Raw genomic sequence first — 12,877 nt, 5'->3', positions numbered from 1 at the left:
AATATTTTATATGAATAATAAAAGTATAATTTTAATTATATCTATCTCCATAATTCTATCAATTTTGGGAATCTTTTACTATTACAATAAAGCTAATGAACAACTTATAACACAAAATAAGATTCGCTACATTGATTTGGCTGGCAACGAGGTATTTGTTAAAGAAAATGTAGAAAGAATTGTACTGTTGAGAAGTAAAGACATTTATAGTTTAGCAGTTTTGTTAGGAGATGAATTACCAAAAAAACTTATTGCTTGGGGCCCAGACTTAAAAACTGATGATGCAGATGCCTATCAAAAATTTATAAAACGTTTTCCATCTTTAAAAGATATAACTGTAACTGGTAGTGTTTACAACAATGCATTGAGTGTAGAACAAATTGTAAATCTACAACCAGACCTCATTATAGCTGATAAATATATGATAGAAAGAGGCTATTGGTATATGAAAAAACTTATAAATGCAGGCTTGCCTGTGGTTTGTCTGGATGGTTCAAATGATCCTTTTAAAGGTCCACAAAATGGTATTACATTACTTGGGAAAATTCTCAAAAAAGAAAAAAAAGCTAAACAGATAACCGACTTTGTAAATGATCAAATTAGTTTTGTTTTAAACGAAATTAATACCAATAAACCTAAATCTCCTTCTGTATATTTGGAAGCCGGCGTTGGTGGACCAGAAAAATTTGGGCAAACTTATGGAAGTTCGGGAATTCCTAAAACATATACTTCTTGGGGAGCTGTATTACATCAACTAAAAGTAAATAACATTGCTGATGGAATTGCATCTAAAATGGAAAGTATAAATCCAGAATATGTTCTTAGTGCTGAGCCAGATGTAATTATAATTACTGGTCAAAATTGGAATACATCTCAACATGCTATGCAATTAGGTTATCAAGTAAAGCTAGATCAGGCAAATGAATTATTACTAGGATTCACAACTCGCCCCGGTTGGAAAGAGCTATCTGCAGTAAAAAACAAACGTATCTATAGTGTATTTCACAATTCAGCATCTATAGTTTGTTTCGCTTCTATTCAAGCTTTATCAAAATATTTTTATCCATCTCATTTTCCTGTTTTAAATCCAGAAGAAAACTTAAAAAAATTTTATGAAAAATTTATGCCTGTTGATTACAGCGGTGTTTGGATGATAAGGCTTTACTAATATTTATTATATATAAGCTAGTTATTCAATAAGCCCATAGGTTGAATATATAACTTATTACTTGCATGGATAATTTCAGCCTCAATCTTATAAACTGATTGAATCATTTCTTTTGTAATAACTTTTGAAGGTATTCCATCATCATAAATTCTACCTTTGTTTATAACAATAATTCTCTCTGAATATCTGGCAGCTAAATTCAAATCATGCAGCGCAAAAAATGTAATTATATTTTTACTCTTACAGAGTTTTTCGATAATTTCCAAAATTTCAAACTGATGATGAATATCTAAACTGTTTAGAGGTTCATCTAATACAAGTATCTTAGGTTTTCTAATTATTGCTTGAGCAATAGCTGTAATCTGTTGCTGCCCTCCACTCAACTCGTATAAATATCTTTTACTGAGATTGGCAATATGTAATTCTTCTAATGTCTGCATTACCTGAGCCAACTGTTCATCACTAACTTTTAAATCAAGAGAACCTGTTAAACCCAATAAGACCATTTCAAAAACAGTAAAATTGATATCATAATTAAGTTGTTGTGGTAAATAACTTAGCAATGTTCCATAAAATGATTTATCGAAATTTTTAACTTGCTTTTCGTTGAAACAAATTTCTCCCTTATATTTTAATATGCCTGCTAAACATTTAAGTAAAGTAGATTTACCAGAACCATTTGGTCCAATTACAGAAATAAATGAAGGAGTAAGTTTCAAATTGATATCTTGTAAAGCAAAATGGTTGTTATAACTATAAAAAAGATTTTTAATTTCTAGTAGCATAGAGTTGTATTAGTATAATCTTTTTCTTTTTTTGAGAATTATGGATAAAAGAAATGGAATTCCAATTAGAGAAGTAGTAATTCCAACTGGAAAAATTGCACCAGGCACTATAGTTTTACTTACAATAGAAGCAAAAGACAACATTAAAGCACCTAATAAAGCTGAGGATGGAAGAAAAAAACGTTGATCTTCTCCAACTAAAGTTCTAGCTATATGTGGTGCAACCAAACCTACAAAGCCTATAGCACCTACAAAACACACAGAAACAGCGGTTAAAATTGAAGCAGTTACAATTACCTGTAACCTTAACTTTTCAGTTTGAATGCCCATACTTTTTGCTTTTTCGTCACCCATTTGTAAAGCCATTAACTTCCATGCATCAGCTAGAAACAGTGGTAAACAAATACTAAGAACAACAGCCACTATTATCACCTTTATCCAAGTAGCATTTTGTAAGCTACCAAACATCCAAAGCACAATTGCTTCAAACTGATTGTCTTTAGAAAAGTATTGTATTAAAGACAAAAGTGAATTAAATAAGAAACTTAAAGCTACTCCTGTCAGAATAATCATATGGATTGAAACCGACTTAGTTTTGGAGATTAAAAAGAGGGCTAAAGAAGATATTAGAGAAGCGATAAATGCACAAAATGGTATTATAATTATTTCATCTATTGGTAGGAGATCATTACAAATAACAATTGCAACAGCTGCACCAAATGAAGCTGCTGCAGATACACCTAGTGTATAAGGACTAGCCAAAGGATTAGAAAGGACTGTTTGCATTTGAGCACCTGCAGTACCCAAAGATGCACCCACTACCAATGCCATTGTGGCCGTTGGTAAACGGATGACATTTACAATTATATCATTCTTAGTATTTTCTTGATAAGAACTCGAAAAAATGGCATTTAAAACTTCATTTACACTTAACCAAGAAGGACCAATCAATACATCGAGCATAAAGAACAAAAACAATAAAACTAAAGTAAGGAGTAACCAAATAAACTTCTTTCTGATAATACTATGGTAAATTTCCTTTGAACTGTTAGTTTGATCTTTAAGCTGGTTCATTACTACAAATATCTTAATCTACTAGTATTTACAAGTTGTATTTTATACTCAAAGACCAAACTCTTGGTGTTCCCAATTGCAAACCATCGCCAGATCTATAATTAATCCAATAATGTTTATTTAAAAAATTAGAAAGATTAAATATAAATGAAGCATTATGTTTTAAAATCTTTTGATGATAGCGTAAACCAAAATCATTAGTTGTTATAGAAGGTAAATACAATTCGTTCAAGTTATCAATAGGTCTTTTCCCAAAATAATTAGCCCCTGTGCTTATTACTATTTGATCGACAAAAGGTAATGCGTATTCTAAGTATAATCTAACTTGCTCTTCAGGAACATTGATAGGGGTTTTACCTTCTATCTCTGGATTATTTGCTGTACGTGTCATCTTAGCGTCCATTAGAGTAAAACCACCCACTATATTTAAGCCTTCTATTAATTTGCCATTCACAGTTAATTCAAACCCTTTATGAACTTCACGTCCATCTTGCTTATACACATTATCAGTAGGATCTACATATTCATTCACCTTATTTATATCGAATAGTGCTGCAGTAATATCAATTTTACTAAAAGTAGATTTTACTCCAAGTTCATATTGATCACTTACTGCTGGGGAAAGAATATCTAATGCATTTGCTGCTGTAGTCGGAGCAGTTCCTCCAGTACTCAAACCTTGCATATAAGAAAGATAAATTGAAGTTTCTTTTAAAGGTTTAAAGGTCAATGCAATGGATGGTGTAACTTGATGTTGATTAAAATTGCTCGTACTAATACCTGTATTTATACCACCTGCATCTTGCGAAATTGATGCATAATTTAAACCTATAAGTAAAGACCAACTTTTTGTAAATGTCATTCTATTACCTATAAGAAAATTATCCATATGTTGCTCTAAGTAGGTAGTAAGTCCAGCTGGGTAAGATGGTACATCATATTCTGTAGGTTCTGCAACATTTGAAATACCTAATGAGTCTGAGACATTCACTCCTCTTTCATAATAAAAAGAAGTACCAGTATAACCTAATGTAATCTGATGCTGAATACCAAAAGTATGAAACGATAAATCTGCTAATAGATAAGACGAATGAGTTGTTTCAAGCTGAGTAGGTGATGTATTATAAGTCTCTTCGTAATTTCCTGCTATGTCTAACAAAGATGCTGAAACATATGCATTACTTCTCCACATATCGCCAAACCTGTGAGCTGCTCTTATACTTAAGTTTTCATTAATATCAGAATTAATAGAAATTCCAATAAGTGTTTTTTGAGCCTGATTAAACGACCATGACTGACCATATTGTTTTGTTGGATCAAACGCAGCAGGAACACTTTCTATAGAAGATGGCAATGCAAAATAAGTTTGTAATCCATCCATATCTAATGAATGATGGTAAATATCTGCAGTTAACTTAGTACCAGGAAATATTTCATAATCTAATACACCAGACATAAACGTTCTAGACTGTTCACTACCTTCTATATATGTACTACCTCCTTCTTTATAAGCATTAAAACGAAAACCCATTTTACCACTTTTATCGGCCCGCCCCCCTAAATCAGCATGTATATAGTTAACTCCTCCTCCATATTGTCCTATCGATAGACTGGCTAAAGGAAACATGGTGGGCTTTTTAGAAACATAGTTTACAGTTCCTCCGATAGCAGAAAATCCATATAAAAACCCAGATAAGCCATTCATTACTTCTATTCTTTCTACATTTTCTATAGGGACATAGGAAAAGCTTCTATCTGTAAGTCCATCACGCAATTCGCTTTGATCAGCAGCATTAAAACCACGAATCATCATGCGTGACATAGAAGAATAAGTATTAGAAGACATTAATACCGCAACTGCAGGATTTGTTTTTAAAGCATCAGCCATAGTATGTGATCCTCTATTTTCAATTAAATCACTGGATGTCACATTAAAAGAATATGGAATATCCTTAACTGATATCTTACCTAATGGACCTACTTGTGCATCTGAAACTCTGTAATTGCTTCCGATACTATCTGCAATTGTGATTTCTTCTAAAATATAATTTTTGGGATAAAGTGTAAACTCTATATAAGTATCTTTTCTAATAAAAACTGTTTTCTGAATAGTCTGGTAACCTACATGCCTAATAAGCAATTCGATTTGTTGATTTGGTAGTCCTTCAATTGAAAAAATACCTAACTCATTGGTAATTGTATTTTTTCCTAATTTAGGAATACTTATGGTAGCATCAGTAAGTATATTTTTATCTATAGTGTTGATTTTTCCTGAAAGTGTGAATTGGCCAAAAGACTGCGTAACAAAAAAGAAAATAAGAACGATAGTAAAATTGATACTGTAAAATATCTTAGTATTCTTTGTAAAAGAATATTTAAGTTGTTTGTAGTGATAAGTTTGTTGATTTAGTTTCATTTATCATTAGTATAAGGTTAATTTAAATCTTATTTAAAATACAATAAACCGATACCGTTAAATACACTCATATATATTAGCATAAAAAAACTTAACTTGTTTGAAGTTAAATTCACATGCTATAATTGCATTTCTTTAATGATCAAATACAGGCAGGATATACCTTAATAAGGTTATCGATTGTGCAAATATTAAAACACTTCGATTTTAAACAAATGTAATAGGTAGAAATAACTTAGAAATACCAAAGCGAAACCAAGTGAAAGTCCAAAATATCTGTAAACTGATTTATTCCCTTTCCGAAAAATGAATAGCAAAGAATTTACAATTGCAGCCAGTATCGCAAAAATGAAATTCAATATGCAAAACATTCCCACCAGACTAGTAGCAAACAAAGCTGGCTCTATAAACAAACCTCCGAAAGCGCCATAGATAGTCCCCATTACAAAAGAAATCACCATAAAATAAAACGCATACTTTAACCCAGACTTAAATTGAACTAAAAACCAAGGTGAATTAGAAACAATAGTACTCATAATCGATTAAGCTTAACTTTCTACGTTTTCCTTTTTTCGGTTTGAAATAACAGGTTTTGGAATGGCATTCATTCTTCTTTGAACATTCCCTTTTGAATAATCACTATTGGCCTTCCGTTTCTTCTTCCCTTTCCATCTTGGCAACCAAATAACAATGCCTGTAATAAATAATATTGGTGGAATAAGTGTAGCGATAAAAGCCAAAACTCTGGTTACATTACCTCCAAAAGTTCCATAATGCACAGGTGTAACCCAATTCAAATACATCTTGCCAGTATTTGGCAAATCTGAATTCGTATTAAAGTTGATTTTACCGCTATACTGATCTATGTACATAAAATTATTGTTACCTGTTTCTGTAACATATGGACTTTCTGTATATGCTGTAAAGACTTTTGCTGTGTCCTTCTTCATTGGTAAACCCAAACCTACAACTTCACAATCAGGAATGGCTGTTTCTGCAATAGCAACTACAGAATCAATTGGAATAGTTTTGTAACCTTCTTCGTAAACAGATTTGCTACTCATAATCTGCTCCAACGATTTGGGTGGTTCAAAGCTTAACAAAAACATGATGGGTGCCAATATATTGAGAAAGGTAATTACAACTCCTGTAAGTGCAATTAGCGTCACCATCGGAGCAAAATAGAAACCCAACACTTGATGTAAATCGTAATTCTGCCTTTTAAGACTAGCCTTTCTTTTTATAGTATGTCGAGATTTAAGATGCTTCCATTGTTTTGGAATCCACAACCTTAATCCACTAATGGTTAGAATCACCAGAATCAAAGCACTGATACCTACTATATATCTCCCAACTACTGGAATGAGCAATGTTCGATGGATTTCGGTTACCAAACCTATAAAATGGGAATCATGAATTCTTGCTCCGGTTACTTCTCCATTAAAAGGATTAACATAAATCTGTTTCTCTTTATCATCTCCGAGAATTAGCCGATAAGGATAATTAGGTCCACTCTCTGATTTAAAAATGAATATCGGCTCCCAACCTGGATGATCCGTTTTTAATTGACTTACTATTTTTTGAAAACTTAAATGCTCTTTGCCTTTATCAATTTCGAAAATCTCTGGATTTAATGCCATGTCGATTTCATCACGGTAAACCAGAATGGTACCCGTAATGCTTACAATAAAGATGATAGAACCTGCAATTAACCCAAGCCAAACATGCCACTTCCCATACCAATTTCTTTGATGACTTGCCCAGTTTTTCTTTTTGATTTCAGATTCCATTGTGATCTCTATTTTTCGAAATGGATATTTAAGTTTCTCTTAAAATCTAATTTTATTTAGATTAATTAAAAATAATGGCAAATATGTGGGAGAAGGAGCATTAATGAAAATATTTGCTTTGTTTTATTCTAGAAAAACACCCAAATAAGCCTAAATAGAAGCTTTTATCCATTTTTCCGTGTAAAGGAAGATTTTTAAAGAAGGTATATGAACAAGGATTTATTCTTCAGCACTTAGAAATTTTATATCCGAATTCTTGTAATTAGCTTTATAAGAAAATCGAAATATTAAAACTTATGCATAAAAAAGAGTCCATTCCGGTAAATCATCTACATCACAATGTAACTCATGGAATTGCGGTGAATAGAATGGATTCTGAAACATCTACTTTTGGCAAAGAAGCTGATCAATCTCATCGGCACGATTATCATCTTTTTATGATTATTGAAAAAGGCTGCGTACAAGTCGAGCTAGATTTTGAAAAGCAAGTGATAGATAAAACTGCTATCGTCTATGTATATCCCGGGCAGGTGCACAGAATTTTATCAGCTAAGCAGGCATCTATTATGTTGGTTTCGCTTAAAGAAGAGATGATAGACAAAACCTATCTGGAATTGATAGAAGAAATTATGCATCACTCCAAACCTATCGTTCCGAATGAACAAGATGCAAAAGTTCTATTAGATACAAGCTCACTTTGTTTAGAAATTCACAAACGAAAAAGTGAAAAAATGAAAGCATTACTTTTAGGTAGTTACTGTAATGCTTTGTTGGGTTTTATTATTTCTCAATTTCAAGAAAATAACAAACTAATTACGAATAATTCGCGACCTGAAATTATCACCAATGATTTTAAAAAATTATTAGGTCAGTCTTTTATCCAAATGAAACAACCTTCTGAGTATGCCACTGCTTTAAACCTTTCCCTCCCCTACCTCAATGAATGCGTGAGAAACATAACGGGCTTTTCTGTAAGTTACCATATTCATAATCGAATCATTCTGGAAGCAAAACGATTATTATTCCATTCAAACAAAACAGTAAAAGAAATTGCAGAAGCACTTGGTTATCAAGATTATGCTTACTTTTCTAGGTTCTTCAAAAACAAAACAGGCATGTCTGCACTGCAATTTAAAAGCATTTACCTCGATTAGTCCAATACTTACTCTATCTTTTCCATTGATTTGCCACATATTACCTCGTTTATTTGTATAAAATTAATCAAATAGTCAAATAAACCAGTCAATCATGGGACATCATCATTCACACCAGCATAATCATTCGCATGAAAAAGGACTATCAACCGCCTTTTGGCTCAATGCAATATTTTCTGTAATTGAAGTAGTGGGTGGAATTTTCACTAACTCCACAGCAATTATCGCAGATGCTTTTCATGATTTTGTTGATGCATTAGCCATAGGTTTGGCAGTTGTGCTGGAAAAAATTTCGAAGAAAAAGGGGAATGAAAAATTCTCTTATGGATATAAAAGATTCTCGCTACTCTCAGCAATAGGTATGTCTGTGTTTCTATTAGGTGGTGCTGTAATTATGCTAGTGAATGCTTTTCAAGCACTTATGAATCCAGAAGTTGTAAACAGTAAGGGTATGCTTTTGTTAGCTGTTTTGGGTATTGCTATTAACGGAATTGCCTTTATCAAAATTAAAAACTCTGGAGGAGAAGATCATGCTCATCACCATCATGCACATGGTCACAATCATGAGCATAACCATAATAGCAAAGCCATTATGTTGCACTTGCTTGAAGATGTATTGGGTTGGGCGGCTGTACTAATTGGTGGAGTTATTATCTATTTCACTCATTGGTACTGGATTGATCCTGTTTTGGCAATTGGCATTGCTGGCTTTATTGGATACAATGCTACCAAAAACCTAATTTCTAGTGGAAGAGTCTTGCTTCAGTCTGTACCTGAAAGTATAGACATGAAAAAACTGAGCAATGATTTACTTCAGATAAATGGAGTGAGAAGTATACATAATCTTCATGTTTGGACTTTGGATGGTAACGACCATGTTTGTACCCTCCACTTGGTTACAGAAGATGATCAATTAGTATTACATCAATATGTGCAAACTGAAGTTGAAGGTGTAATGGCAAATTACCACATTCAACACCCTACCATACAGATGGAAAGTTGCGAATCAAAATGTCAATATATGAATAAATAAAAAACACAGCCCAATAAAACTGTGGGCTGTGTTATAATTTTACTCAAATGGCCTATTTTGGTAGTATAATTTCTGAAAAATTATCTGAACCCATAAACTCATATTTTTCAGTTTCTGGATTGTATTTGTAAACTTCTTTATGTCTAGGAACTATTAAATTATTTAAATTAATTTCACCTTCAAAGTTGCTATAAAACATTATTTCCTCCCCATTATTCATTCCTTTAAAATGCGTGCCCATTAATGAAAAATCATTTGGTCTTACAGCTAGTTTGGTTTCACCTTCGTAATATTTATTATTCACTTTATCTTTCTCACCTACGAAAGTGATTACAAAATAATTAGCTCCATTAATATTACTGATTTCTATATTTTCATTCAACTTGGCTCCTGACATTTTCAACTCCATTGGAAGCGCGAAATGTTGGCGATGGTGTGCATAAAACATGTTTGTTGCATCTTCAGTAAGCTCATACTTATTCATATTATCTTCAGAGATGTCTTCCATGCCATTGAGTGATGCAAAGTAATTTCCATCTTCCATCCCTTTAATAGCAATATTGCCATTTTCAAATCTTGTACATTGATAGAAATCATCAGGGTTTCTAATATCAAATCGCTCTGTTACAGATGATCCATCTGCTCTTAGCCAAGTCGAGTTCATACTTCCAGTAAAACTTGCCCAAGCATTTTCAGGATCATAGTAGTTAATCACTTTATCTAATAATTCAGAAGCTTTCATGCTAATGTGTTTCTCCATAGATTGATTGTAGCCATCAACCAATACCATTTTCCACATACCATCTTCTTTTTCCAACACTCTGTAACTTCTTGATGTGCTAGTTACTTCTCCATCTTCACTTACATGATCAATTCTAAATGTAGCGTAAGCCAAATCACCAGAAATCTTGATGTTAAAATCTTTCTTTACTTCTAAATTTGTCATTGCATCCGGATCGTTATCCATTGCCATTTTCATCATTTTTTCTACATCTTCCCACCCTCTGGTAAAAGTGTAAGTAAGTGCAGAATATGGTTGATGAATCCAGTATTTTGACCATTCGTCAAAATTTCTATTTTCGTAAGCAGCTGTCTCTTTATTTAAAGTTTCTATTATCGCTTTTTCATCTGCTTTGTACATGTTCGAATCATCATCTTGAGCCCAAGTACAATAGCTAAGCAAAACACAAAAAGTTAGAAGTAGTGATTTCATATCAAAATTGCATTTAATAAATGATAAAAAACAAATCACCTGATTGGAGGCAATCGTGGGTTAGTAATTCTTCGTGCAGGTTGTAAAAATTACTGGATGGAAAGAATATTAATTTATGTAATTAATAATTGGTAGTATGTAAAATAAGCAGATCTGCATCATACCCAAACTTTATATTTTGCTTAATAAAAATCAAATATCCGACTGTTGAATTATGGTTTTCGTAATTTTTTCTTTTTTAAATTCAACTATTTCAAATTTTAATCATAAATGATTGAGCCTATCAGAAATAAACTGAAGAGGTTAATAGCAATTTGTACTTTACTCAGTGTGTGTTTTTTGAAATTATATTGAAGAAATTAGAGAATAGAGTGCGTAAAATTAAATTATTCTAGATTTTAAGCTACAAATGGCGAATTAATCAATTTTGCACTTTGTTATTGAGGTCTAATCAAATTTATTTAGACATATTTATATTGAAATTAAAAATGCTAGATAAAGCTTTAAAAAGGAAGAAAGATAGGCAAGGGAAATTTCCCCTACCTACTCTACTTTAATTAAAATTAATTCGACTCTTCGGTTTTTTGCTCTTCCAGTTTCATTTGTATTCTCATATGCAGGCTTAGCCATTCCATTTCCTTTTACAGAAATTTTGCTATTACTAATACCAGCATCTTCTAAATAAGATTTAATCGAATTGGCTCTTTGTATAGAAATCTGTTGATTGATATCTTTAGAACCCACATTGTCTGTATGGCCGATAATGATCAATTTTAGAAAGTCGTTTGCTGCCAATTCAGTAATCCAGCTATCGAGAATTTGTTTAGCATCATTATTCAGAGAAGTTGTGTTAAAATCGAAATAAACCTCTCCAGTTTTTTGAATTAAATTTGGCGTTTCGTCTTCAATCTCTCCTACCTGAATGTTTACTTCATTTTCAATCTTTGTTTTTGAAGAATCTGTATCCCTAATATTGACACTTGGTACTACTAAAGCATTAGTATCTTGTAGTTGCTCTTCTCGATTATTTGGAATATTTTCTTCATCTTCCACAAAATCTGTTTCTGAAATTTCTTCTTCAGTGATGTTTGTTTCAGATGTATTTTCTCTAATAGCAGGTACTTGTTTGCTTTTCTTTTTATTTAGCTTTTCCTGAGTTTTTTTCTTTTTAGATTTCTTGTTCTTTTTCCGCTTTTTCTTTCTGTTTTTCTTATTATCTTCCTCATCCTCTTTACTTTTTAGACTTCGGTTCGGAAGAATACTTTTCCTAATTTCTACACCAATTTCAAAAGCATTACTGAAAATATCACTTCTAGCACTAGTAGGTAAATCGTAACTAAAGCCAACAGAAAATTGAGGAGTATGATACTGCAAACCCAACACCACAGCCTTGGCCACTTTATATCTGGTTTGCAATTCTAAGGTTTTAACATCATTGGGTCTATACTGAAACGCAGAACCAAGATTAAGCAAATCTGTACCTCCACTTCTGGTATACAAAAGCGATGGAATGATGGCGTAATGCAATTCGTCGTAGATGTGATAACCTGCTTCAAACTGTAAAGTAAAAGGAATACTGCTTTCACCTGCTAAAACAGATTCGTTAGGTTGATTCACATCATACAGAGAAATACCCATAAAGTAGGCTTTGTCAATTAGATCAATTCCTTTGAGGTAAATCCCCGCGGCAATGCTGTAATATCTCGACTGGAAATCATCTACATTTTCACCTAAATCGATAGACGGATCGAAGCCATCACCTTGCAAATATTGCGAGCCAGTAGTGTAATTATTGAGATCGATTCCCTTGTCTGTATATCTGGTGGAAATACCAAAACTCAAAGTCTGATACTTACCAATTTGCAAAACATGCGTATAGCCCAGATTTAATTCGGTAGTTTTGAACAATCCCGATTGTGTAGTTGCATCATCAAAAACAGAGAAAGTGACTGCGCCCCAACCTGACTCAGAACTGACGATTCCTAATGGGTAAGAACCTGAAGCATACATGGTGTTAAGATTCATATTCAAATTGGTATTTACAGTTCTGTAAACTGCTCGCAAAGCTGCTTCATCTTTCTTTATGAATCTGCCAGGATTAATTCTGTCTGGTGAAAAATTGTACTGTGAAAAATTCTGATATTGTGCTTGTAAATCAATACAGGTAATCATCAACAGAATTAAAATAAGTAAACCAGTTTTTGACAGAAACATATCAGGAGTTTTTAAAAATGAAAGCATAAG

The 12,877-nt window shown here is 32.6% G+C and carries 10 protein-coding genes; 3 read left to right on the top strand and 7 right to left on the bottom strand.

Features of this window, described 5'->3' with window-relative positions:
- Positions 1 to 10: 10 nt before the first annotated feature.
- Positions 11 to 1,168 carry an ABC transporter substrate-binding protein gene (locus tag OQ292_RS20740; protein WP_284686344.1) on the top strand — a complete coding sequence of 386 codons (1,158 nt, stop codon included), beginning with the start codon at positions 11 to 13 and terminating at the stop codon, positions 1,166 to 1,168.
- A 17-nt stretch (positions 1,169 to 1,185) separates the two neighbouring features.
- Here the strand turns inward: OQ292_RS20740 and OQ292_RS20735 are convergent, their stop codons facing one another.
- The 5 genes from OQ292_RS20735 to OQ292_RS20715 form a co-directional block, all read right to left on the bottom strand.
- Positions 1,186 to 1,953: an ABC transporter ATP-binding protein gene (locus OQ292_RS20735; protein WP_284686343.1), complete on the bottom strand. Its 768-nt coding sequence runs from the start codon at positions 1,951 to 1,953 to the stop codon at positions 1,186 to 1,188.
- Positions 1,954 to 1,962: 9 nt separating this feature from the next.
- Positions 1,963 to 3,027, bottom strand: coding sequence for a FecCD family ABC transporter permease (locus tag OQ292_RS20730; protein ID WP_284686342.1), 1,065 nt, complete (start codon positions 3,025 to 3,027; stop codon positions 1,963 to 1,965).
- Between the two features lie 28 nt (positions 3,028 to 3,055).
- On the bottom strand, positions 3,056 to 5,443 hold the full coding sequence (locus OQ292_RS20725; RefSeq protein ID WP_284686341.1) for a TonB-dependent receptor: 2,388 nt from the start codon (positions 5,441 to 5,443) through the stop codon (positions 3,056 to 3,058).
- Positions 5,444 to 5,634: 191 nt separating this feature from the next.
- The gene (locus OQ292_RS20720) at positions 5,635 to 5,979 is read right to left on the bottom strand and encodes a hypothetical protein (protein ID WP_284686340.1); all 345 of its coding nucleotides are present in this window, start codon (positions 5,977 to 5,979) and stop codon (positions 5,635 to 5,637) included.
- 12 nt (positions 5,980 to 5,991) lie between these two features.
- Complete coding sequence (locus OQ292_RS20715; protein ID WP_284686339.1) at positions 5,992 to 7,233, bottom strand: PepSY-associated TM helix domain-containing protein; 1,242 nt, start codon at positions 7,231 to 7,233, stop codon at positions 5,992 to 5,994.
- A 296-nt stretch (positions 7,234 to 7,529) separates the two neighbouring features.
- Here OQ292_RS20715 and OQ292_RS20710 point away from each other — a divergent pair, with 296 nt between their 5' ends.
- Together OQ292_RS20710 and OQ292_RS20705 are read left to right on the top strand one after the other, a co-directional pair.
- On the top strand, positions 7,530 to 8,387 hold the full coding sequence (locus tag OQ292_RS20710; RefSeq protein ID WP_284686338.1) for an AraC family transcriptional regulator: 858 nt from the start codon (positions 7,530 to 7,532) through the stop codon (positions 8,385 to 8,387).
- A 94-nt stretch (positions 8,388 to 8,481) separates the two neighbouring features.
- On the top strand, positions 8,482 to 9,420 hold the full coding sequence (locus OQ292_RS20705) for a cation diffusion facilitator family transporter (protein WP_284686337.1): 939 nt from the start codon (positions 8,482 to 8,484) through the stop codon (positions 9,418 to 9,420).
- Between the two features lie 52 nt (positions 9,421 to 9,472).
- Here OQ292_RS20705 and OQ292_RS20700 read toward each other — a convergent pair whose 3' ends face one another.
- Together OQ292_RS20700 and OQ292_RS20695 are read right to left on the bottom strand one after the other, a co-directional pair.
- Positions 9,473 to 10,633 carry a YybH family protein gene (locus OQ292_RS20700; protein ID WP_284686336.1) on the bottom strand — a complete coding sequence of 387 codons (1,161 nt, stop codon included), beginning with the start codon at positions 10,631 to 10,633 and terminating at the stop codon, positions 9,473 to 9,475.
- Between the two features lie 543 nt (positions 10,634 to 11,176).
- Positions 11,177 to 12,874 (bottom strand): PorP/SprF family type IX secretion system membrane protein, encoded by a 1,698-nt coding sequence (locus OQ292_RS20695; RefSeq protein WP_284686335.1) that lies wholly within the window; start codon positions 12,872 to 12,874, stop codon positions 11,177 to 11,179.
- Positions 12,875 to 12,877: the final 3 nt, after the last annotated feature.

Source organism: Chondrinema litorale (assembly GCF_026250525.1).
GTDB lineage: Bacteria > Bacteroidota > Bacteroidia > Cytophagales > Flammeovirgaceae > Chondrinema > Chondrinema litorale.
The sequence above is the reverse complement of the archived record's forward strand: the minus strand, read 5'-3'. Positions and strand labels throughout refer to the sequence as shown.

Excerpts from the sequence above, each read along its gene's own strand:
- OQ292_RS20740 (WP_284686344.1), top strand. The coding sequence starts at position 11 with ATGAATAATAAAAGTATAATTTTAATTATATCTATCTCCATAATTCTA.
- OQ292_RS20735 (WP_284686343.1), bottom strand. The coding sequence starts at position 1,953 with ATGCTACTAGAAATTAAAAATCTTTTTTATAGTTATAACAACCATTTT.
- OQ292_RS20730 (WP_284686342.1), bottom strand. The coding sequence starts at position 3,027 with ATGAACCAGCTTAAAGATCAAACTAACAGTTCAAAGGAAATTTACCAT.
- OQ292_RS20725 (WP_284686341.1), bottom strand. The coding sequence starts at position 5,443 with ATGAAACTAAATCAACAAACTTATCACTACAAACAACTTAAATATTCT.
- OQ292_RS20720 (WP_284686340.1), bottom strand. The coding sequence starts at position 5,979 with ATGAGTACTATTGTTTCTAATTCACCTTGGTTTTTAGTTCAATTTAAG.
- OQ292_RS20715 (WP_284686339.1), bottom strand. The coding sequence starts at position 7,233 with ATGGAATCTGAAATCAAAAAGAAAAACTGGGCAAGTCATCAAAGAAAT.
- OQ292_RS20710 (WP_284686338.1), top strand. The coding sequence starts at position 7,530 with ATGCATAAAAAAGAGTCCATTCCGGTAAATCATCTACATCACAATGTA.
- OQ292_RS20705 (WP_284686337.1), top strand. The coding sequence starts at position 8,482 with ATGGGACATCATCATTCACACCAGCATAATCATTCGCATGAAAAAGGA.
- OQ292_RS20700 (WP_284686336.1), bottom strand. The coding sequence starts at position 10,633 with ATGAAATCACTACTTCTAACTTTTTGTGTTTTGCTTAGCTATTGTACT.
- OQ292_RS20695 (WP_284686335.1), bottom strand. The coding sequence starts at position 12,874 with ATGCTTTCATTTTTAAAAACTCCTGATATGTTTCTGTCAAAAACTGGT.